The organism is Acinetobacter sp. KAM396 (genome assembly GCF_021602765.1).
Classification (GTDB): domain Bacteria; phylum Pseudomonadota; class Gammaproteobacteria; order Pseudomonadales; family Moraxellaceae; genus Acinetobacter; species Acinetobacter towneri_A.
Map to the genome: position 1 here is coordinate 113,273 of NZ_BPPH01000001.1, position 22,357 is coordinate 135,629.

Genomic DNA, 22,357 nt, shown 5'->3' on the forward strand with positions numbered 1-22,357 from the left:
TTTAACTCAAATTACTTAACCGCTTTACCAGCTTTGAAGTTAGCAAGAACTTGTGCACGCTCTTTGTCAGACATAGAAATTAAGCCTGCTTTGTCTAACTTAGAACCTTTACCAGATACTTTTTTGCTCAAGAAGTATTCAGTAAACTCTGGTAAGCCTTTGATTGATTTAAGGTGCTCACCTTTCACGTAGAAGAACAATGGACGTGATACAGGGTAAGAACCATTTAAGATTGTGTTTTCAGACGGTGCTACGTTGTTTACAGTTGCAACACGTAAACGGTCACGGTTTTGGTCATAGAAGCCTAAACCAAATACACCTACTGCGCTTGGAGAAGTTTTCAAGCGAGCCAATGTTTCTGTGTAGTCACCCGCAATTTCAATTACACGACCATCTTTACGGAAAGATGTACATGCTTTTTTCTTCGCATCTTTGTCTAAAGCTTTAATTGCTGAGTAAGCTTCACAGCCTGCATCAACCATTTTTTCTTGGAACACTTCACGTGTACCGTGGTTAGATGCTGGAATAACTAAAGTGATAGGCTCATTTGGAAGTGTTTTGTCAATTTGGTTCCAACGAGTATATGGGTTAGCAACCATTTTACCTTTAGATGGTAATTCAGCTGCAATTGCTGCAAACACGTGGTAAGGTTTTAATTTATAAGCTGCTTTGTTTGCATTTGATGCAAATACGATACCGTCGTAACCAATTTTAATTTCTAAAACTTGGTTAACACCAGCTTTTTTACAAGCTGCTAATTCTGAATCTTTAATTTTACGAGAAGAGTTCGCGATGTCGATTGTGTTATCACCTACACCGTTACAGAACTGCTTCAAACCACCTGAAGAACCGCCTGAACCAACAACTGGAGTTTTAAATTGTGGGAAAGTGTTACCAAATTCTTCTGCTACAATACTTGCGTATGGTAGAACGGTTGAAGAACCCGCAATTTGGATGGTGTCACGAGCTGCGTTTGCAGTTGTTGCTACAGCTGCTGCAGATACGGCTAAAGCAATGGCGATGTTAGTAAAGCGCATTCTGTTCTCTCTCATTTATGCAAGTTCGGAGTACGTCACTTGTTATTAAGTTTTGTACTTATTTCGATAACTGCATTGTGATTTTATAATATGACAGGCATGTTACAGCTTTGTTACGCTTTGGTTATATTTGCTTTTCGTATTTAAAATAATTTTTAAATCATTTAAAATCAATAACTAATAAAATATTAGAGTACTTATTTTTTTCATTATTTAAATTTCAAATTGTATTAATTCATGCCAGTGTCATCATTATTTATGGATTTTCCTTCCAAAACTGATGATTTATTCGCCAATTTCGTAATTTTATGATATCCGCAGTGCATTATTTAAGCCAAAAACACCTAATCCATCACAAAAATTCAAGTAAAATGCTACAACACTCCGCTGTAATATTTTTAATCAGGCATAAAAAAAGCCACCGTAGTGACTTCTTATGTTGTATTTCATAACAATCTGAAAAATGAAAGCATTAGTCGATTGGTGGCGTATAAGTACCCGCTACAATCGCATCTTTAATACGATCTGCTTCTGCCAATACCAAGCCCAATAAGTTTTTCACGTTTTCAAGTGTTGCCACTGGGCTTAAAGTCGTCATCTTTAATGATTGAACATTACCGACTTTAGTTACACCAATATTGGCTTCACCACGTGCAAATAACTCATCTGCTACGTTTTGGTTCAAGCTATCCAAGAACTCTGCAGGATAAGCTTCAGGCACAACACGGAACAATACTGAAGCAAATTGTGGTTCAACCAACAATTCTAAACCTGCAGTCGCCTTAATATAATCAGCAACATCACGTGTTAGCTTGACACCATGATCAATCATGGAACCGTAAAGCTCTTCACCTAATGCTTCAATCGTCATCCAAAGTTTCAACGCATCAAAACGACGTGTTGTTTGTAATGACTTAGACACCAAGTTTGGTACACCGTGTTCTTCATCATACGCAGAGTTCAAATATTCTGCTTCATAGTGCATGAAACGATAGTTCGCTTCATCTTTTAGCAAAAACGCACCACACGAGATTGTTTGGAAATAATGCTTATGGAAATCCAGTGTTACAGAGTCTGATAACTCAATACCATCAAGCATGTCACGATGACTGTTAGAAAGAATTAATGCCCCACCCCAAGCCGCGTCAATGTGCATCCACGCGCCATATTGATTGGTGATGTCACGAATCTTTCTAAGTGGATCAATCGCACCAGCATCGGTTGTACCCGCAGTTGCAACCACACAGGCAACAATCTTACCTTCTGCTTTTAAATGTGCCATGGTTTGCTCAAGTGCAACCACGTCCATTTGTGCATTTTCATTGACCGGTACAGTAACAACCGACTGGAAGCCCATACCCATCATCGCCATGTTCTTTTGCACAGAGAAATGTGCATTTTCAGAACAAATGACTTTCACATTACGCATTGCATCGCTTGGAATACCATCGCGCTGAACAGACCACGGATTACCGTTTTCATCTTTCCAGTTCTTTGCAATACACGCATCACGCGCTAAGAGTACACCCATCAAGTTAGACTGAGTACCACCTGAAGTGAATACACCTGCTTGACCTGCACCATAGCCAACTTTTTGACGTAACCAGTCAATCAATTGTACTTCCATCAATGAACCTGCAGGGCTTTGATCCCAAGAGTCCATAGATTGGTTAGTTGCATTGATTAACACTTCTGCAATTTGACTTGCCACCATAGTTGGGCAATGCAAATGTGCCAAAGAATGTGGATGATGAACTTTTAAACTTTTGTTTAAGAAAAGCTCAACCATGCGTTCCAATGACTTTTGTACACCCAAGCCTTCTTTTGCAGGTTGGAAAGAAATCGCTTCACGCAATTCTTTAATGCTGCCGCCTGTGTACATTTTGTCATTTTGCAACCATGCCGCGACTGCTTGAGTCGCTTGCTCCATTGCTGCACTGTAGTCAGCAATGGATTGAGCATCATTGCAGAGTAACGCTTTACGATGTTCTGCAAAATCTACCATAAACTTATGCGCCTCGAACTGCGACTAACGCTTCAGCAACTGCTTTCTTGAAGCGAGCGATGACTTCTACACACTCTTCTTGAGTAATGATCAATGGGCAAAGTAAACGGATCACCGTACCACCACGACCACCTTTCTCAAGCAACAATTTGTTGTCAAAACATGCAGCTTGAACAGCAGCAGCCAATTGAGAATCTGCTGGATAAGCACCTAAACGGTCTTTTTCTTGGCGTTCATCTACAATTTCAATACCAATCATTAAACCGCGACCACGAACATTACCAATACATGGGAATTCAACCGCTAATTTTTTCAATTCAGCCTGAAGGAACTCACCACGCTCTTGTGCGTTTTGTGCCAAGTTTTGTTCTTTAATGGTTTTAAGTACAACAAGACCTGTACCCATTGCCAATTGGTTACCACGGAAAGTACCCGTATGACCTGCTGGCTGCCATGCGTCGAACTTACGTTTAATGGCAAGTACAGCTAATGGTAAACCACCACCAACAGCTTTAGACATGACAACAACGTCTGGCTCAATACCTGCATGTTCAAAAGCAAACATTTTACCTGAACGTGCAAAGCCCGCTTGAACTTCGTCTAAAATTAAAACGATGTTGTGCTTTTCAGTCACTTCGCGGATTTTTTTCAACCATTTAATTGGTGCAGTTACTACACCGCCTTCACCTTGAATTGCTTCAAGAATCACAGCTGCTGGCTTAGTTACACCGCTTTCTACATCTTCAATGAAGTTTTCAAAATAATACGTTAAAGCATCTACACCCGCTTCACCGCCAATGCCGAGTGGGCAACGGTATTCATGCGGATATGGCATAAATTGAACGCCAGGCATTAAACCATTGACTGCGTTTTTCGCAGACAAGTTACCTGTCATTGCTAATGAGCCATGTGTCATACCGTGATAGCCGCCTGAGAAGCTGATGACTGAGCTACGACCTGTATAGGTTTTTGCAAGTTTAATAGCCGCTTCTGTGCCATCTGCACCTGTAGGACCACAGAACTGTAAGCAGTACTCTTCTTGGCCGCCAGGCATGTGTGAAAGCAACGCTTCAGTAAAAGCATCTTTCAAAGGTGTCGTTAAATCTAGGGTGTGTAATGGCAAACCACTCGCTAAAGTGTCTTGGATGCTTTGAACCACCGCAGGATGGTTATGACCCAATGCCAAGGTCCCTGCCCCAGCCAAACAATCTAGGTACTCAGTACCTTCAACATCGGTAACCCAACAACCCAGTGCTTTCGCTATCGCTAACGGTAATTTACGAGGATAACTACGCACATTCGATTCCATCTGACTTTGGCGAGTCAAGTAGTATTCGTTTGTGGAATGGTTGGCAGGGTTTACAGAAGTAACGCTCATATCGAATTACCATCTCTGATATGGGTTGAAAGAAATAAGTCTGGTGACTTGCGGTCCTTTGACTCGGTGCTTTTTTGATCTAGCGAGATAGAGTTTTGTTCTTCAAGACTAGGAAGCGGGATAATACCTAATTTTTCTAGAAAATAAACAGGTTTAACCCAAATATTGCCTAATTTCATCGAAAAAACATATCTTGCAAATGATTCGATTGAATTATCATCTTACATTGTGACAAAGGAAAGAAAATTTAACTCTTTCCTATTCCTTTATACTTTCTTTTGAGCAATCTCTCAAGCCGTGCAGCATTTATTTTCAAAATAGTATAGATCATTATTTTTATTGAATTTTATAAACCTGAATTTACTGCAATTTTATAGCGAAATTTTACAAAGCCACCACAATTTCGACTAAAAATCCTCACAAAGCAAAGTTACTATTTAAAGCAGACAAATCAACTTCAAACTTTCCGATAATTTGAACAATAGGTCAGAATATGCGCTTACTTTCTCTCGCTGCTACGCTCTTGGCTGCTGGTGCTGCCAGTACGGTATTTGCTCAGCAAAATGAATCACTGAATTACAATATCGTCAATGTACAAGCTGAAGCTTCACGCGAAGTTTCAAATGATCAAATGCATGCAGTACTGTACATTGAAAAAAGTCACAAACAACCTGCAGAGTTGGCTTCGCAAATCAATCAGTTAATGAGCCAAGCTATTGCAACTGCACGTAAGTATCCACAAGTGAAAGTTGAAACAGGTTCACAGACCACCTACCCAATTTACGATAATGACAGCCGTAAGTTAAAAGAATGGCGTGGTCGTGCAGAAGTACGTGTGCAAAGCACCGATTTTAAAGCGGCAAGCCAATTGGTGAGCGAGCTACAACAAAACTTTCAGACCCAATCTATTAATTTTAGTGTGTCGGATGCACAACGTAAAAAAGTTGAAAATGAGTTGATGGTCGAAGCGTCTAAAAGCTTCCAGCAACGTGCGCAAATGTTAAGTCAGGCTTGGAATAAATCGGGCTATAACTTGGTTAATTTAAACCTAAACACCAATTCTTATTTCCCGCAGCCTGTTATGCTCGAGAGTAAGGCTAAATTTGCTGTCGCAGAATCGGCAGTAGCTGATCAAGATATGGCAGCGGGTGAATCTAAAATAACCGTCAATGCAAATGGAACGATTCAGTTTAAATAAAAATCTGAATTTACCTAAAACAGCTCATCAAGATTCATTTACTCGAATCATCTGAGCATATAAAAATCCCGCGAGGCAAACCAAGCGGGATTTTTTAAAACTTAAACTTAATTCAAAGCTTAAAATGCAAGCCAAATTTAGTAGATTGCCATGTGGTTGCGGTGAATCATCTCTAATGAACGTGCTTCACCTAAGACTTGATGCACTTTGTCGGATGCCAAACCTTTGACCAAGTCTGCAGAGCGCGAACTAAAGTTTACACGTCCAACTGCCACACGATGGCCTTGCGTATCTACACATTCCACCACATCACCACGGTCAAAATGCCCTTCTACGGCTTTTACACCCACAGGCAATAAACTGCGATGATTTTCTTTAATGGCTTTGACTGCACCATCATCAATAACCAAACGTCCTGCTGTTTGTAAATGTGCTGCCAACCATTGTTGATGTGCGGCAATACGGTCATTATCGGTAATAAATAAAGTACCCAACAATTCGCCCGCCATTAAACGCGCAAGTACGTTGTCACTTTCACCACTGGCAATCAACGTCGGACAGCCCGATTTAGCCGCTAAACGTGCCGCACGAACTTTAGTCAGCATACCGCCACGCCCAAACTTACCGCCACCACCTGCCATATCGAACAAGCTTTCATCCAAAGCACGTACGGTATGGAATAGTTTTGCATTTGGGTTAGAACGTGGGTCAGAGTCAAACATGCCTTGCTGATCAGTCAAAATGATCAGTAAGTCTGCATGCACTTGCCCTGCCACCATTGCAGCCAAGGTGTCGTTATCGCCAAAACGAATTTCATCGGTAGAAACCGTGTCATTTTCGTTGATAACTGGAATCACGCGCCATTCAATCAAGTTTTGCAAGGCATCGCATGAGTTTAAATAACGACGACGATCTGCCAGATCATCGTGGGTTAATAGGACTTGTGCAGTTTGAATCTGGTGCTTTTCCAGTACACTTGACCACGTCTGAATTAGCCCCATTTGACCAATGGCAGCGCATGCCTGAAGACTGGGTAGATCGGTGGGTCGCTGCTCAAGTTTCATTCGCACCATCCCTTCAGCCACAGCTCCCGATGACACCAAAATAATTTCGTGTCCAGCATTGTGTAGATCTGCAATTTGTCCCGCCCAATGCGAGATGGCATCCAAATCTAAACCTTGCCCATTGGCTGTGAGTAAAGATGATCCGATTTTAACAACGATTCGTTTACAACCCTTGAGCTGACGTTGACCATCTACCACTTCTATCATCTTGTCCTCAGTCACTTTTTGTAGCGCTTAGCGTACGTAATACACTTCTACTTCGCCATCTTCACCATCATCGTCTTCGTCGTCATCACCCAGAATACCGGCAAGACGTTGCTGACGACGCATCTCACGATACGCTTCTTTTGCAGCGATGGTTTGTTCACGTGTTTCAGCTTCCAACTGATCACGGAAGGCTTTCATTTCTGCTGCGTACTCAGGATCTTCAACTTCGCGTTCACGTTGTTGCTCAATTTGATCCATCAAGTAATACACGACTTGTTGTGTACCCTCAGACATTAAGCCTGAAGTTTTGAACACAGGACCATCCCATTGCAATTCTTCCAGAATGTGTTTACACCATTCTTCACGTGAATCTTCAGGGATTTGATCAAGTTTATTCAACACCAATACGATTGGTAATTTGGCCAAAGTTGGAGAGAATTTTTCCAACTCTTGCAGAATCGCTTTGGCATTGTACACAGGATCAGAACCATCAATAGGTTGAACATCCACAATGTGCAACAAAATACGAGTACGCGCCAAGTGCTTCAGGAAGCGAATTCCCAAACCTGCGCCTTCTGCTGCACCTTCAATTAGCCCTGGAATATCCGCCATGACAAAAGAACGATGACGATCTGCATCCACCACGCCTAAATTTGGCACCATGGTGGTAAATGGATAGTCAGCAACTTTTGGTTTTGCCGCAGATACGGCACGAATAAAGGTCGATTTACCTGCATTAGGCATGCCCAGCAAGCCTACATCGGCAAGCACTTTCAACTCCAGACGGATTTCACGGAATTCACCTTTCGCGCCATGCGTGAATTTACGCGGAGTACGGTTGGTAGATGATTTAAAGTGAGTATTCCCTAAACCTCCATCACCACCTTGAGCGACCAATACTTTCTGACCGCTTTCGACTAAATCTGCAATAATATCGCCAGAGTCTGTATCAACAATGGTTGTGCCCACTGGAACGGTCAAAACGACAGAATCACCACCACGGCCTGCACAGTTTGCGCCCGAACCGTTTTTACCACGTTCAGCACGAAATTTACGGGTATAACGATAATCTACAAGGGTGCTTGCGTTGTCGTCAGCTTCAATGAAAATACTGCCGCCACGACCACCATCACCACCATCTGGCCCACCAAATGGTACAAATTTCTCTCGGCGAAAACTGGCTACGCCATTGCCACCGTCGCCAGCCTCTACGGTAATGACTGCTTCATCAACAAAGCGCATCTTGCCAATCCTCTAAAAACTTTAAAAGCCGTATATTCTGCCATATTTTAGAGAATTTCTCGAATTATATTTATGCAATCGTATGTAGAGATGCTTCTTATCCTTGATTGTTCAAAACACTCATTGCTTTGAGCAATAAGAAGATCGTTTTTCTTATACAGGTTTTGTATCGACCTTTTGTTTTGGAAAGCAGTCTATTTCAGTAGCGACATCATCACCCTACTTTTATGCAGGATTATTATGGACAAAACTTGCATCTAAAGCTGCCTACACTAACTAGACTATAGCAGGCATATATCATGCTTTAGTTCAATTAGCTGTGGCCCAACCATATTTAATTCATAGCGCGTGCGCAGGTGCTTTGGGTTTTGCCATTTTGTCCTTGGTTTTTACTCCCATAACTTTTGTTTAAGTCATTCTGCCTTATCATTTTAGTGATTTTCTAGTTGGGCTTTTGGTTTATTGGGTGTGATTGGAATTTTCTCGTCAAGTTGGTCTAGTGAAACGGTAGGCAAATGTCATGAGAATTTTGTCGCAATGTTATGTATTGGCTTGATGTTGTTTTCTTGCATTCCACTCTTTTTTGCACAGCAGAATATTGTGACTTATGCCGTTGGCGTGTTGATGAGTTATTTTGGTTTAACTGCTTTTCACGTGTTGAATCAAAACTTGGCGTACCGAATTGATGCCACCGCACGTTCCCGCATTAATGCGGTATATATGACCTTTTATTTTCGGGTGCAGCACTTAGGCTGAATGGATGATGTTGCCAGTATATTGTTGTTTACCCTAAGAATTTTACTGATTAATCGTTATTATTTTTCACATCAACGTGCTATTTAATTATCCCGAATGTACTTCGGATTAGGTACATCTACAACGACTTCCCCTCAAAGATACGCAATCTATTAATGGGAAGATTGCTGTGAAGTTTCAGGCAAATGCTGTTCTAAATACTCAATGAGTTGATTCACTCTTATTGCAATTTGTGAGCCTTCAAAAGTGAGTTGATATTCCACTTTAGGCGGTACCGTTGGGTAAACTGTGCGCAAAATTAACCCATCTTGCTCTAGGGTTTTAAGCGTTTGTGTCAACATTTTTTCACTCACCCCTTCAATGCGCTGTCTTAACTCACTAAAACGGTGCAAACCTTCGCTCAAACAATGCAACACCAACATTGACCATTTATTGGCTAGATGCTCCAAACGAATCCGTGATGGACAATCTTTAGCAAGGACTTGTCCAAGTAAGTGACTAGTGGCGTATTGCATAACGGCATCCTTCTGTTATTTCTATTGTTCAGGCTTTGAAAGCTTGAAAGCAAAATCAAATCTACTTACTTTTTAGAAGAAACTTTATTTTGGTAAGTTTATAGTAGCGTATTAGGTGAAAATTTCAACACTCATCCTTATATTCAATTGTTTAATTAAAGCACATAAAAAAAGAGCTTCATTTGAAGCTCTTTTTAATTTTAAAGTTCTTTATCTACAAATTATGCATTTGTTTCAGCAGGAACTTTAGGATAGCTTACGCCGCCCATTTGTTCAGCAATACGTAATACTTGGCAGCTATAACCCACTTCGTTGTCATACCAAACGTAAGCAGTTAAACGGTTGCCTGAAGTAATGGTTGCTTGCGCATCGAATACACCTGCGGTACGCGAACCAATGAAGTCACTTGAAACCACTTCAGTCGAGTTGGTATAACCAATTTGACCTTGAAGATTAGAGTGAATTGAAATTTGACGAATATATTCGTTCACTTCTTCACGATCTACTTCTTTCTCAAGCGTTAAGTTCAAGATTGCAAGTGATACGTTTGGCGTTGGAACACGTACAGAGTTACCTGTTAATTTACCTTGCAATGCAGGCAATGCTTTCGCAACTGCTTTTGCTGCACCAGTTTCAGTAATAACCATGTTCAAAGTTGCCGCACGACCACGACGATCTGCCTTGTGGTAGTTATCAATCAAGTTTTGGTCATTGGTAAATGAGTGCACAGTTTCAACGTGACCATTCACAACAGTGTACTTGTCATGCAACACTTTTAAAGTTGGTGTGATTGCATTCGTTGTACAGCTTGCTGCAGAAATAATAGTATCTTCATCAAGAATGTCAGCTTGGTTTACGCCGTAAACCACGTTCTTCATGTCGCCTTTACCTGGTGCAGTTAAAATTACACGTGCAGCACCTGGGCATTGAAGGTGTTGAGCAAGACCTTCTGCATCACGCCATTTACCAGTGTTATCAATAACTAAGGCATTGTTGATGCCATAAGCTGTGTAATCTACTTCAGATGGGTTAGATGCATAGATCACTTTAATGAAGTTACCATTTGCGATAATAGCTTCATTTTCTTCATCTACAGAAATAGTGCCTGCAAATGGACCGTGAATAGAGTCACGACGTAGCAAAGACGCACGTTTTTCTAAATCACCGTCAGATGATTTACGCACAACAATAGCTTTAAGGTTTAAGCCACGGCCAAGACCTGATTGACCAATGATTAAACGTGCAAGAATACGACCGATACGACCAAAACCGTAAAGAACTACATCTTTGCTTTCTACAGTTGTTGGGTTACCTGCTAAAGATTTCACAGCGTCTGCAACAAATGCATCTACATCGCCGCCTTTTTCTTTATATTCAACAGCAAGTTTACCCAAGTCAACTTCTGCTGAACCAATGTTCTCTACTTTGGTTAAAGCTTCAAGAATTGGGAATGTGTGAACAACTGAAAGTTCTACATCCATCATACGAGTACGACGGTGTGCTTTCAAAATTTGGATCACAGAACGGTTAACTAAAGAACGACCAAATACTGAAACCATGATATTTTTTTCACGGTACAACTGACCGAGTAAAGCAATCATACGTTCCGCGATTTCTTCACGGTTTTTCCAGCGACCTTGGTGCTCTGCGTGTAGGGCGATGATAGTCTCTTTGCTCACAGATACGTCCTCTAATTAATTGTATATCTAGGCATGAATTTCAAAACCCGATAATTGTAATGGAATTGTCGTCAAGATTGAATCAAAAGCTGGCATTGACCCGACTATTTTCTTATATATTCACTATAAATTCATAAAATAGTTGTAATTATTTTTGTGATTTTACTTTTTTCATTCAATGTTCAATTTTTCAGGCCAAAAACTTGGCAGGTATATTTAAGCTTCATCTGCTTTTTCTATACCTTAAATTCAAAAAAGATCATTTTTTCAAACTAAGATGTATCGGCAAACCTTTAAACCATCTTCTTTGTATTTCTACAGAAGCATGTCAATAGATTTTTAAGATATTTATCGCTCTGATTGCTGCTCTATCTTCTGCTGTAAATCTTGCTGATTCTGTTTTTGCTTTCTTAAATGCAAACAACCTTCCATTACCAGCAACGCCACCGCCAACCAAATTGGAATATAGGTCAGCCATTCCCCTGCTTCTATTCGCTCACCCAATAACATTGAGGCAAAAGCCAACAGCACAGGTTCTAAATAACTCAATAAGCCAAAAATCACAAAAGGCAAATAACGACTGGCCAAAATATAACTACCCAGCCCTAATGCACTTAAAAAACCCAGTCCCAATACCGCCCAAATTAAATGGGTAAAATTTGCAATGACTTGCAAACTGTCACTATAGACAAAGGCCAAATACAGCGAAATAGGAATCACGAGCAGCAAATCCCACCAAAAACCACCCAAGTGATCGGTTTGAAATACACGACGTAAAAAGAAATATAAAGGATAGGCAAATGCCACATATAAGGTTTCCCATGCCACCGTGCCAATGCGCCAGATTTCATGACTGACACCTAGCACAGCTAAGGCAACTGCTGCCATCTGCCAAGTTGATAATTTTTCCTTATATAGCACACAGCCCAGCAGAACCATGACCAAAGGCAATAGGAAATAACCCAGTGAAACCTGCAAACCACGCCCGTTAATCGGTCCCCATAAAAACAGCCACAATTGCGTGGTGCATAAAAACGAACTAAAAATCAGCCAAAGTATGAATTGAGGTTGTTGTTTAAGCCGCTGAAAAATCGCAGAAATATGTTTTAAATCTCCCGACCACCACATAAACAAGGTCAGGAATGGCAAAGTTGCCAACATACGCCACGTAAAAGTTTCTTCGCTGTCTAAAGGCTTGAGTAATTGGGTATAAAAATACAGCACCCCAAAAGTGACCGATGCTAAAACCGATAATGCAAGGCCTTTATACATCCGACTCTCCCCTATATCAGTCGGCATTATATCCATATCTATGTTGTTTTAGAAATTGATCGAGTGTTCAAAATTTAAAATGACAGGACATAAAAAACCACGCAGCTTTTGCGTGGTCAATTGGTCTGCATGTGTTTATCTGCTTATATCTTTAAATAGCTCTGGAGCTGCTACAACTTAGTCTGACTTTTTAGTTTGCGTATGTTTGGTATAAATCACATCACTTAAGTCATAACCGAGTGATTTGGCATAGTTCAGATATTCAGTCACAACAGCCTGATCAGGATTTGGCGTACGCGAAAGTACCCATAAATATTTACGTCGTGGCTCACCCACCAAGGCCGTTTGATAATCATCATCCAGCTTTAACACCCAATAATCACCCCGCCCTACAGGCAACCAACGAATGACTTCAGGTAAAAAGCTAACTTTGAGCTTACTGTTAAAAGGCGCATTTTGTACAAAAGCTTCGCCCAATGCGCGCATTTGTTTGCCATCTTTTCCAGTACAACGGTTATCGACCTGCACATTGCCATTTTCATTCAAGGTATATGCTGCTGTTACGTTCGAACCGCATTTGTTTTGAAAATATAAAGGCTTTCTTGCGACTTCATACCAAACGCCTAAGTATTTATCCAATTCGACTTTTTCTACCGTTTTCATCGGTTCGTTGGTTTTGGAATATGCCATCGTCGCAGCACCCAAACCAATCAGTACCACACCACCAAGGGCAATTTTGGCAAGTCGCGCACCTGCAAACGGAAGTTTTTTAGCCATTTTCCCAACCTCGAAACTCTAATTTTTAGTCAATTTTGTTTATCTGCTTCAAAAATAACCGCAAGCATTTCAATTTACTGTATGGATATGTAATTTTTGCAACTCAAATTTTACATACACGTTTTGTTCAGATCGTTGCACATACAATGACAATGCAAATCGCCCCTAATTTAGCCTGATTGCAACATTTGTGCTTTTAAACGCAAAATTTCATCACGTAAACGTGCCGCCTGTTCAAATTGCAGTTCTTTAGAGGCTTTTAGCATCTCTTTTTCAAGTTTGGCTATATGTTTGGCATACAGTTTAGGGTCAGCCAAAATGTGTTGTTCATCGTCACTAAAAGCACGGCTTTGCGCATTGATTTTTTCATCAATTTGCTCATCATTCAGCACTTCACCTGTGTCAATCTCTTTAATCACCTGACGTACTGCACTGCGTGGGGTAATGCCGTGTAATTCATTAAATTCAATTTGTTTGGCACGACGACGTTCCGTTTCATCTATCGCCTTTTGCATTGAGTCAGTAATGCGATCTGCATATAAAATTGCTTTACCTTTCAAGTTACGCGCCGCACGTCCAATGGTTTGAATCAACGAACGTTCCGAACGCAAAAAGCCTTCTTTATCGGCATCTAAAATGGCCACCAATGACACTTCCGGCATGTCTAAGCCTTCACGTAACAAGTTAATGCCGACCAACACATCATGCAAGCCTGTACGCAATTCATGAATAATTTTAACGCGTTCTACGGTATCAATATCGGAGTGTAAATAAGCCACCTGAATGCCGTATTCTTTTAAATATGAGGTCAAATCTTCGGCCATGCGCTTGGTTAATGTGGTGACCAACACCCGCTCATTCAATTCTTTACGCAGATAGATTTCAGACAGCACATCATCCACCTGAGTTAACACCGGACGAATTTCAATTTCAGGGTCAATCAACCCAGTTGGACGCACCACTTGCTCTACAATTTGCTGCGATTTTTCCAATTCATATTGTGCAGGTGTGGCACTCACATAAATTGTGGTCGGCACAATGCGCTCCCATTCTTCAAATTTCATCGGGCGGTTGTCTAACGCACTTGGCAAACGGAAACCATAATTCACCAAGTTTTCTTTACGTGAACGGTCACCTTTATACATCGCGCCAATTTGCGGGACAGTCACGTGCGATTCATCAATAATCAGCAAGGCATCATCAGGTACATAATCAAATAAAGTTGGCGGTGCTTCACCTGCAGGTCGTCCAGACAAATGTCGTGAATAGTTTTCGATCCCATTGGTATATCCCAATTGCTGCATCATTTCTAAATCATAGCGCGTACGTTGTTCTATGCGCTGCGCTTCGAGTAATTTGTCATGTTCACGGAAAAACACCAAACGCTCTTTCAACTCTTCTTTAATGGTGCCAATCGCGCGTTCCAAATGATCTTTAGGCGTAACATAATGACTTTTAGGATAAATGGTCACGCGCGGCACTTTACGTATCAGTTTACCTGTGAGCGGATCAAACCAACGAATCGAATCAACTTCATCATCAAACAATTCTATGCGAATAGCATGCTGATCAGATTCGGCTGGGAAAACATCTAAAATTTCACCCCGAATACGGTAAGTACCGCGCAAAAACTCCAACTCATTGCGGCTATATTGCATTTCGACCAAACGACGGATTAAATCATCACGATTGACCCGATCACCCTGCACCACATGCAGTAACATGCTCATATAAGCATTAGGGTCGCCCAAACCGTAAATTGCAGATACCGATGCGACAATAATCGCATCACGACGTTCTAGTAATGCACGTGTCGCAGAGAGTCGCATTTGATCAATATGATCATTAATGGCCGCATCTTTTTCAATAAAGGTATCTGAAGAGGGTACATAGGCTTCAGGCTGGTAATAGTCATAATAACTGACAAAATATTCAACTGCGTTGTTCGGAAAGAACGCTTTAAACTCCCCATATAACTGCGCTGCCAGCGTTTTGTTATGTGCCATAACAATGGTCGGTCGCTGTGTTCTGGCAATTACATTGGCCATGGTATAAGTCTTGCCTGAACCTGTAACCCCAAGCAATAATTGATCGTGATAGCCCTGTTCTATCCCTTGAACCAATTTTTCAATGGCTTGTGGTTGGTCACCCGCAGGTTGATAGTTGGTGACTAAATCGAATGGTTTCTTATCACTCACAAATGCAGCTCTTTTGTTTAATGCGACCTGATATTTTAGCAGATTTGCCGAATCTCAGAGCATTTGAATATGTAGTGGCGATGTTACGTTTCTGCAAAGCCATCGCACAATTTTAATTCTGTCGTGCACGCTATTAGAACAAAGATGTTCTACGACTAAATTGAGCGTAGGGAAACTGCTTTAAGTCTTGACCCACTGGCTTTTCAAAGGCAACATGAAATTTCAGGATGACAACCATAAAAGCACACACTCATGACTTACCAATATCACGACGAATCAATTATCAAAAGCCTCCCTGAAGATACTGTTTTCGTATTTGGCAGTAATATGGCAGGACAACATGCAGGTGGTGCAGCACGAACAGCCAAAGAATTTTTTGGTGCCGTTGAAGGCGTCGGGCGCGGTTGGGCAGGACAAAGTTTTGCCATTCCTACCATGAATGAACATTTACAACAAATGCCGCTTTCGCAAATTCAGCACTATGTGGATGACTTTAAAATCTATGCCAAAAACCATCCTAAAATGAAGTATTTTTTAACTTCAATTGGTTGTGGTATTGCAGGATATACCGTTGAAGAAATTGCCCCAATGTTTAAAGGTATCGCCCATAATGTGATTTTTCCTGCGTCGTTTCGTCCTTTTGTTGAAAAAGCACTGCCTAAACTGACGCAAAAACTACTACACACCATTTACCGTGATTCTGTGATCTTCACCCCTGCCACCGATGAATTAATTGAAGTCTTGGCTTTGAGTGAAAATGAAAAAGCTTTAGCCAAAATTATACTGAATACACAAATGTACCCAACCGACAGCAATGGTCGTGATCGGGTCTATGAAATTCAGGATATTTTGCACAACTTAAATGGTAAGGTCTTTGAATTCCAGAGCAATTCTGAAGGACCTATGCTGTTTGGTGCCGTCATTTTAGCTTTATTGGAACTGTATAATATCAATGAGCAAGACTTTAGCGATGTTTGGCATGGTGTGCGTGTAATTGCACCACCGAAGCCTGCCAACAAAGCCCGTAAGCATGTACGTTAATCTCAACAATTTTTTTGGACGGTTGGCATTTCATAAGGCGCAGTGTCACAGACACTAATCTCCATCCATAAAAAATGCCACTAATTGTGGCATTTTTTTAGCGCTTACCCATCGAACGACGGGTGCCACGTGGTGGCATCCAAGTACGATCTGCATACTGTTCAGGTTTTGGACGAACCTGATTATGTGCAACATTGTCAGCACTTTGTTCTGCATTTGGCATTGGGAATGGGAGATTCACCAATGGTTTTTTTGAAGTAGGCTGCTGCTTACTCATGACCATCACTCTTTTAAAATTTGGACTATTTTAAAGTTTTTTGCTGCCCGATGCGAGAAACTTCCACCTCACAGCAGTTTTAATCATGATTTCATAGGAAATTGGTCTAATTCGGTGTTTTTTTATTATTTTGATGCAATTTTAAACGACGCAGGCATCGAATTTAGGCTAAGATAATATGCTTTTTATTTTTTTATCCCTATAAGAAGGAATATGCCGTGGACGTACGTCTCTCTGATCGTGTCAATGCCATCAAACCGTCCCCAACACTTGCCGTCACCAATAAAGCCGCTGAACTTAAAGCTGCGGGTCATAACGTTATTGGTTTGGGTGCAGGTGAACCGGATTTCGATACACCACAACACATCAAAGATGCAGCTATTGCAGCAATTAATAACGGTTTTACAAAATATACTGCTGTTGACGGTACGCCTGGTCTTAAAAAAGCCATTATCGCAAAATTAAAACGTGACAATAATCTTGACTACCAAGCAAACCAAATTTTGGTATCTTGCGGTGGTAAGCAATCATTCTTTAACTTGGCGTTGGCTTTGTTGAACAAGGGTGATGAAGTGATTATCCCTGCACCGTTCTGGGTAAGCTATCCAGATATGGTGATTATTGCTGAAGGCGTGCCAGTTATTGTGGAATGTGGCGAAGAACAACGCTTCAAAATCACACCTGAACAATTAGAAGCTGCGATCACTGACAAAACACGTTTAGTGGTACTCAACAGCCCATCTAACCCTACTGGTATGATTTACACCAAAGCAGAATTAGAAGCTTTAGCTGCAGTACTACGTAAATATCCTGAAGTATTTATTGCTTCTGACGATATGTATGAACCAATCCGTTGGGATGATGAGTTCTACAACATCGCGACTGTTGCACCAGACCTTTATGACCGCACAATCGTGTTAAACGGTGTGTCTAAAGCTTATGCAATGACTGGCTGGCGTATTGGCTATGCAGCGGGCCCTGCCAAACTAATTGGTGCGATGAAGAAAATTCAATCTCAATCGACTTCTAATCCAACTTCTATTTCACAAGTTGCTGCAGAAGCTGCATTGAACGGCCCACAAGACGTACTTGAGCCAATGGTTGAAGCATTCAAACGCCGTCATGACTTAGTTGTAAACGGTTTGAATGACATCAAAGGTATTTCATGCTTACCTGCAGATGGTGCGTTCTATGCGTATGCAAACATCAAACCATTGATTCGTGCCAAAGGCTTAAAATCTTGCACAGAATTCTCTGCCTGGTTATTGGAAGAAACTGGTGTTGCCGTTGTTCCTGGTGATGCATTCGGTTTAGGTGGTTTCATGCGTATTTCTTATGCAACTGCAGACGAAGTACTTGTAGATGCGTTGGCTCGTATCAAAAAAGCTGCAGAATCAATTGAAGGTGTCGATGAAGCGATTGCTTCAATCGAAGCTGAAAAAGCTGCAAAATAATCTAAACTTGTTTAGATGAATAAAACCCACGATTGAATCGTGGGTTTTTTATTTTACTTGGATGAAATTCCGAGCAAATTAGATGAATACTGGTTAAACCCGCGGCTTAGTTAAAATCACCATCAAAATACCACATAACACAATCAGGGTTGCTATAACCATCAACAGGGTTAATTGTTCACCCAGAAAAATCACACCACCTAAAATCGCCAAACACGGCACAGAAAGTTGCACAGTACTTGCGGTAATATGGTCAATTTTTTTCACAATGCTGTACCACAACACATACGCTCCAGCCGAAGCCAATGCACCCGACAACACCGCCAAAACCACACCCTGCCAAGTGATAAAACTTTCAGGTAAATGCCAAAGAAAAAATACAGCAACAAGTGGTGTCGCTAGAATGAAATTAGACAGCGTATTGGTTAAAGCATGCTGCATCGTCTTTGCAGCGATACTATAAAAACCCCATGCAATACCTGCCAGCAACATCATCAACGCATATTTGAATTTTGGCGCACTGGCTTCAGGCAATAGCAGCAAGCCCATCCCTAACACAGCACAGCCTAGTCCAACCCAGCGCGCTAAAGTCATACGCTCACCATGCAAAATGGCATAACTGATCATCGTGATTTGCACTGCGCCAAATAGAATTAATGCCCCTATACCTGCCGATATGCAAATACGCCAACGAAAAACCGAGCAGATATACAGCAAGGCTTAGTGCAGATTTCCATTGGAATTGAATTGGTTGTTGAACCTGCAAAACAACATAGAACAGTCCTAAACACACTACCCCACTGCCAACCCTGAGCAAACTAAAACTCATAGGATCTATTTGCTGTTCAGCCAATGCCAAACGACATAGCAAGGAATTTACAGCAAATGCGAGCATGGCAATGCTTATTTTTATCCACACGGCTGAATATCCTTTTCAAGCTGTCCGTAAATCTATACCCAGTTGATAACACTATTTCAGTGAGAGTTATTTAGCTCGACTCAATACATACCTATTTGGCTAACCATAATCAATCACCTTAGATCAAACACTGTTTTTCAATGCTGCTATCAACTCTGACTTAGACACTGCAGGTTGTGATGTCGCTTTATATTCACATAAATAGCGAAAAGCAGAGTCTAATTCTACACGCAATTGTTTTTGTTCAGACACAGACCATACACGTGAACGGTTGCTCCCCGAAAGTGCGCTGCCTACTAGTTGGTACAAATATAAATCATGATCACGCTGCAATGGTTTTTTGGTGCCGTTGTCTGGATGGTCTGAAAGCAATTGACAGGTTGATTGAATGAGCCATTTTTCACTAAACCACAATTGCAATAAATCGCCCAGATACAAATCTTGAGGTGCAAAAGGCCAGACGTGAATATATGCACCTTTTACAGCAGTATAGTATTGTTCAGGCGTAGACAGGATAGAAAGATAATGTTCTTGATAATAAGAAAATTGAGAAAAAATATCAGAAATGCTGAGCGTATTCATTCGCTTACTCCGATTTAGCCATTTTAGTGCTGGCAAGTTGGGTTAAATCCACACTGTTTAAGATCTACTTAAACGCCTTGTTCTGTTAATCAGACTAACAATCGATTTTGTGTAACGCAAGTTTTATGGATGATTTTTTTATAAAAAAATTTTTTTGTTCAAATAAAAAGCATATAAAGTCAAAATGAACGAAACATGACAATTTATGCTTGACCCTTGCTTAAATCTGCTTATAATCGCATTCAGATTCTCCCATAGCTCAGTCGGTAGAGCGACGGACTGTTAATCCGCAGGTCCCTGGTTCGAGCCCAGGTGGGAGAGCCAAATTCTAAAAAACCCAAGCATAACGACTTGGGTTTTTTATTGCCTAAAATTTATGGATGATGTGGTCTGTAAATAACCAAGCAGCGATTCATGCCTTAATCGTTCAAAAAGATGAATGTAACTGTTTTGGGCAATTCAGCTTAATGTAATTCCTAATCTTAGCCTTGATCATTTCTAAGTGACTTAGGCAACAATCCACAATCAAAATACCTAAGCAATAACTTGATTGATAAAAAAACGGAACCGAAGTTCCGTTTTCTATCTTAGATCATCTACAAGTTTTAAGCGGCTTGCACAGGCACACCACTATGAAAACGGAACAGATCATCTGGACTTAAAATAAGATTCTTTTCCACTTCACGTATATGCTGAATTCGCCCCTGAATATCTTCTTCAGGGTTTTTCAGTTTTGCTGTTTTTGCTACATCCAAAGCCAGTGCCAAATAATCTTCATAATGCCGTGATTCTGATTTAAGCAAATAACGGTAATATTTTCCTAATTCTTCATCCACGAGTGGCGCAAGCGCATAAAAACGCTCGCATGAACGTGCTTCCACAAAGGCACCAATCACCAACACATCAATCAATGCTTCGGGTTCATAGGTACGGATTTCTTTACGTAAACCACCTGCATAACGCCCTGCACTTAAACCTTGCCACGTTTGCCCACGCTTTGCCATAAACTCTAGCACCTGCTCATAATGCAACATTTCTTCGCGTACCAACTGTGCCAGTTTGACCTGCAAATCGGTAAAAAAGCTGTAACGAAACATCAAGTTCATGGCTGTGCCTGCAGCTTTTTTCTCACAGTTGGCGTGATCTTGCATCAAAATATCTAAATTATTTAATGCTTCATTCAACCATTCTTTAGGTGTTTCACAGCCTAAAAATGCTATTACAGGCTGCATCAATTCATCATAATTTATGCTGGACATAACGTTTCAAATTTTATCTTTCAATTTCAAATATACAGATTAACGCGCTGCATCAATCGCGGCTTTCATGCGTTTAACAGCCTGCTCCAATCCGACAAATACAGCATCACCAATTAAAGCATGACCAATATTTAACTCATGGATGTGTGGAATTGCGGCAATTGCACCTACATTATCCAAGTTCAAGCCATGCCCTGCATTAATCACTAAGCCACGGCTAGCTGCATATTCTACGCCCTGAACAATACGGGTCAATTCAGCTTGCTGTGCAGCTTCATTTTCTGCATTGGCATACGCGCCTGTATGAATTTCAATGGTCGGTGCACCACATGCAACGGCCGCATCAATTTGTGCAAGATCTGCATCAATAAACAGTGACACATCACAGCCAATTGCTGTTAATTCCTGAGTAGCGGCCTTAACTGCTGCAAAATTGCCTACTACATCCAAACCACCTTCAGTGGTTACTTCTTCACGGCGCTCAGGTACCAAACATACATGCTGTGGACGAATTTCCTTGGCAAACTCGATCATTTCTTCGGTGACTGCCATTTCCAAATTCATGCGGGTTTTCAACAACGGACGCATACGACGCACATCATCATCCTGAATATGACGACGATCTTCACGCAAATGCAAAGTAATCCCCTCTGCACCCGCCTGTTCACAAACTAATGCGGCCTTCACAGGGTCTGGATAGTTCGTGCCACGCGCTTGTCTTAAAGTTGCCACATGGTCAATATTGACACCGAGTAAAGCCATAATAGGTTCCTACATTACGCTTGGGTTTGAGAATTCTGAATCCACAATTGGCGACTTTTTAAAGGTCGATCACCCAACAGTGAACTAATCATTTGTCGATACAGCCGAGACAGTAATTGTAACTGCTCTGGGTTAAAATCCCTACCTTTTTCATAGTCGCACATACTGAGGATCTGTGCGCCAAGCAAATTGGCTCGTGAAGCTTGTGTAGTAGGGATAAAACCATCATTCAGTTGAAAATGATAATGTAGATTGGGCTGAATCGGCTCTTGGTTCGCATCGACTGAAAAATCAATCGCATAGCCTAATTCTTCCAATAATGCATGTTCAAACTGACGTAAAATTTGTCTTAAAAATAGATTAGGATTTTCTTGACTAGATAAATGTTGTAAATGCGCCAAAGTCTGGTGATATTGCACAAAAGTTTCAGGCATTTCCACTTCGGCAGAACACAAGCGCAACACAATTTCATTTAAATAAAAGCCTGAAAAAAATGCATCACCAAAGAAAAAAACGGGTTGATTGACAATTTCCAGCTTAGTGAAATTTTTAAGGTCTGATTTTCCCGAAGCTTGTATGCGAATCGGTTGATATTGTGGCGGTGGCATTTGTCTTAAAATACCATCAACCCGCCCATGTTCGCGGGTAAACAAGTGCACAATATGGCTACGTTCGCGGTATTTTCGATGATGGATTAAATAACCATGCAAGATTTCATTACGCATGATAGCGTCA

Annotated in this window: 19 protein-coding genes, 1 tRNA gene and 1 pseudogene; 5 read left to right on the forward strand and 16 right to left on the reverse strand. The window is 41.1% G+C overall.

The window, feature by feature from the left end; all coding sequences use genetic code 11:
- Positions 1-11 precede the first annotated feature (11 nt).
- The 3 genes from L6C30_RS00630 to L6C30_RS00640 all read right to left on the reverse strand — a co-directional run bounded on the left by L6C30_RS00630 (position 12) and on the right by L6C30_RS00640 (position 4,420).
- Complete coding sequence (locus L6C30_RS00630) at positions 12-1,037, reverse strand: substrate-binding domain-containing protein (protein WP_236162221.1); 1,026 nt, start codon at positions 1,035-1,037, stop codon at positions 12-14.
- Between the two features lie 472 nt (positions 1,038-1,509).
- Positions 1,510-3,042: an aspartate aminotransferase family protein gene (locus L6C30_RS00635; protein ID WP_019837667.1), complete on the reverse strand. Its 1,533-nt coding sequence runs from the start codon at positions 3,040-3,042 to the stop codon at positions 1,510-1,512.
- Positions 3,043-3,046: 4 nt separating this feature from the next.
- Entirely contained in the window at positions 3,047-4,420 is a 1,374-nt protein-coding gene (locus L6C30_RS00640) for a diaminobutyrate--2-oxoglutarate transaminase (RefSeq protein WP_194558779.1), read from the reverse strand.
- Between the two features lie 493 nt (positions 4,421-4,913).
- Here L6C30_RS00640 and L6C30_RS00645 point away from each other — a divergent pair, with 493 nt between their 5' ends.
- Entirely contained in the window at positions 4,914-5,618 is a 705-nt protein-coding gene (locus tag L6C30_RS00645) for an SIMPL domain-containing protein (RefSeq protein WP_236162220.1), read from the forward strand.
- A gap of 137 nt (positions 5,619-5,755) precedes the next feature.
- On the opposite strand, the gene proB is transcribed toward L6C30_RS00645, so the two are convergent.
- Positions 5,756-6,889, reverse strand: coding sequence for a glutamate 5-kinase (proB, locus tag L6C30_RS00650; RefSeq protein WP_019837670.1), 1,134 nt, complete (start codon positions 6,887-6,889; stop codon positions 5,756-5,758).
- 27 nt (positions 6,890-6,916) lie between these two features.
- On the reverse strand, positions 6,917-8,131 hold the full coding sequence (gene cgtA / locus L6C30_RS00655) for an Obg family GTPase CgtA (RefSeq protein WP_236162219.1): 1,215 nt from the start codon (positions 8,129-8,131) through the stop codon (positions 6,917-6,919).
- Between the two features lie 468 nt (positions 8,132-8,599).
- On the opposite strand from cgtA, the gene L6C30_RS00660 reads away from it, so the two are divergent.
- Complete coding sequence (locus L6C30_RS00660) at positions 8,600-8,887, forward strand: hypothetical protein (RefSeq protein ID WP_236162218.1); 288 nt, start codon at positions 8,600-8,602, stop codon at positions 8,885-8,887.
- A 152-nt stretch (positions 8,888-9,039) separates the two neighbouring features.
- Here L6C30_RS00660 and L6C30_RS00665 read toward each other — a convergent pair whose 3' ends face one another.
- The 5 genes from L6C30_RS00665 to uvrB form a co-directional block, all read right to left on the reverse strand.
- Complete coding sequence (locus L6C30_RS00665; protein WP_236162217.1) at positions 9,040-9,402, reverse strand: helix-turn-helix domain-containing protein; 363 nt, start codon at positions 9,400-9,402, stop codon at positions 9,040-9,042.
- A gap of 221 nt (positions 9,403-9,623) precedes the next feature.
- Positions 9,624-11,081: a glyceraldehyde-3-phosphate dehydrogenase gene (locus L6C30_RS00670; RefSeq protein ID WP_019837674.1), complete on the reverse strand. Its 1,458-nt coding sequence runs from the start codon at positions 11,079-11,081 to the stop codon at positions 9,624-9,626.
- A 348-nt stretch (positions 11,082-11,429) separates the two neighbouring features.
- Positions 11,430-12,353: an EamA family transporter RarD gene (gene rarD, locus L6C30_RS00675; RefSeq protein ID WP_236162216.1), complete on the reverse strand. Its 924-nt coding sequence runs from the start codon at positions 12,351-12,353 to the stop codon at positions 11,430-11,432.
- 177 nt (positions 12,354-12,530) lie between these two features.
- Entirely contained in the window at positions 12,531-13,130 is a 600-nt protein-coding gene (locus L6C30_RS00680) for a lipocalin family protein (protein ID WP_236162215.1), read from the reverse strand.
- A 170-nt stretch (positions 13,131-13,300) separates the two neighbouring features.
- A complete protein-coding gene (gene uvrB, locus L6C30_RS00685; RefSeq protein WP_236162214.1) occupies positions 13,301-15,328 on the reverse strand; it encodes an excinuclease ABC subunit UvrB in 2,028 nt (675 codons plus the stop codon).
- Between the two features lie 252 nt (positions 15,329-15,580).
- Here uvrB and L6C30_RS00690 point away from each other — a divergent pair, with 252 nt between their 5' ends.
- A complete protein-coding gene (locus L6C30_RS00690; protein ID WP_236162213.1) occupies positions 15,581-16,369 on the forward strand; it encodes a hypothetical protein in 789 nt (262 codons plus the stop codon).
- Between the two features lie 97 nt (positions 16,370-16,466).
- On the opposite strand, the gene L6C30_RS00695 is transcribed toward L6C30_RS00690, so the two are convergent.
- Entirely contained in the window at positions 16,467-16,646 is a 180-nt protein-coding gene (locus L6C30_RS00695; protein ID WP_236162212.1) for a hypothetical protein, read from the reverse strand.
- Positions 16,647-16,864: 218 nt separating this feature from the next.
- Here L6C30_RS00695 and L6C30_RS00700 point away from each other — a divergent pair, with 218 nt between their 5' ends.
- Positions 16,865-18,100, forward strand: coding sequence for a pyridoxal phosphate-dependent aminotransferase (locus tag L6C30_RS00700; protein WP_004971708.1), 1,236 nt, complete (start codon positions 16,865-16,867; stop codon positions 18,098-18,100).
- Between the two features lie 93 nt (positions 18,101-18,193).
- On the opposite strand, the pseudogene L6C30_RS00705 reads toward L6C30_RS00700, so the two are convergent.
- A pseudogene (locus tag L6C30_RS00705) lies at positions 18,194-19,019 on the reverse strand (DMT family transporter).
- Between the two features lie 123 nt (positions 19,020-19,142).
- The gene (locus L6C30_RS00710; RefSeq protein WP_236162211.1) at positions 19,143-19,601 is read right to left on the reverse strand and encodes a hypothetical protein; all 459 of its coding nucleotides are present in this window, start codon (positions 19,599-19,601) and stop codon (positions 19,143-19,145) included.
- 248 nt (positions 19,602-19,849) lie between these two features.
- Here L6C30_RS00710 and L6C30_RS00715 point away from each other — a divergent pair.
- A tRNA-Asn gene (locus L6C30_RS00715) sits at positions 19,850-19,925 on the forward strand.
- A gap of 281 nt (positions 19,926-20,206) precedes the next feature.
- Here L6C30_RS00715 and L6C30_RS00720 read toward each other — a convergent pair.
- The 3 genes from L6C30_RS00720 to recO are packed head-to-tail and all read right to left on the reverse strand — an operon-like array spanning position 20,207 to position 22,350.
- On the reverse strand, positions 20,207-20,860 hold the full coding sequence (locus tag L6C30_RS00720) for a tRNA-(ms[2]io[6]A)-hydroxylase (RefSeq protein ID WP_026438186.1): 654 nt from the start codon (positions 20,858-20,860) through the stop codon (positions 20,207-20,209).
- A gap of 39 nt (positions 20,861-20,899) precedes the next feature.
- Positions 20,900-21,625 carry a pyridoxine 5'-phosphate synthase gene (pdxJ, locus tag L6C30_RS00725; protein WP_026438187.1) on the reverse strand — a complete coding sequence of 242 codons (726 nt, stop codon included), beginning with the start codon at positions 21,623-21,625 and terminating at the stop codon, positions 20,900-20,902.
- Between the two features lie 11 nt (positions 21,626-21,636).
- Complete coding sequence (recO, locus tag L6C30_RS00730) at positions 21,637-22,350, reverse strand: DNA repair protein RecO (protein ID WP_026438188.1); 714 nt, start codon at positions 22,348-22,350, stop codon at positions 21,637-21,639.
- Positions 22,351-22,357: the final 7 nt, after the last annotated feature.

Coding starts and splice junctions, on each gene's coding strand:
- L6C30_RS00630 (WP_236162221.1), bottom strand. CDS start 1,037: ATGCGCTTTACTAACATCGCCATTGCTTTAGCCGTATCTGCAGCAGCT.
- L6C30_RS00635 (WP_019837667.1), bottom strand. CDS start 3,042: ATGGTAGATTTTGCAGAACATCGTAAAGCGTTACTCTGCAATGATGCT.
- L6C30_RS00640 (WP_194558779.1), bottom strand. CDS start 4,420: ATGAGCGTTACTTCTGTAAACCCTGCCAACCATTCCACAAACGAATAC.
- L6C30_RS00645 (WP_236162220.1), top strand. CDS start 4,914: ATGCGCTTACTTTCTCTCGCTGCTACGCTCTTGGCTGCTGGTGCTGCC.
- proB (WP_019837670.1), bottom strand. CDS start 6,889: ATGATAGAAGTGGTAGATGGTCAACGTCAGCTCAAGGGTTGTAAACGA.
- cgtA (WP_236162219.1), bottom strand. CDS start 8,131: ATGCGCTTTGTTGATGAAGCAGTCATTACCGTAGAGGCTGGCGACGGT.
- L6C30_RS00665 (WP_236162217.1), bottom strand. CDS start 9,402: ATGCAATACGCCACTAGTCACTTACTTGGACAAGTCCTTGCTAAAGAT.
- rarD (WP_236162216.1), bottom strand. CDS start 12,353: ATGTATAAAGGCCTTGCATTATCGGTTTTAGCATCGGTCACTTTTGGG.
- L6C30_RS00680 (WP_236162215.1), bottom strand. CDS start 13,130: ATGGCTAAAAAACTTCCGTTTGCAGGTGCGCGACTTGCCAAAATTGCC.
- L6C30_RS00690 (WP_236162213.1), top strand. CDS start 15,581: ATGACTTACCAATATCACGACGAATCAATTATCAAAAGCCTCCCTGAA.
- L6C30_RS00695 (WP_236162212.1), bottom strand. CDS start 16,646: ATGAGTAAGCAGCAGCCTACTTCAAAAAAACCATTGGTGAATCTCCCA.
- L6C30_RS00710 (WP_236162211.1), bottom strand. CDS start 19,601: ATGAATACGCTCAGCATTTCTGATATTTTTTCTCAATTTTCTTATTAT.
- L6C30_RS00720 (WP_026438186.1), bottom strand. CDS start 20,860: ATGTCCAGCATAAATTATGATGAATTGATGCAGCCTGTAATAGCATTT.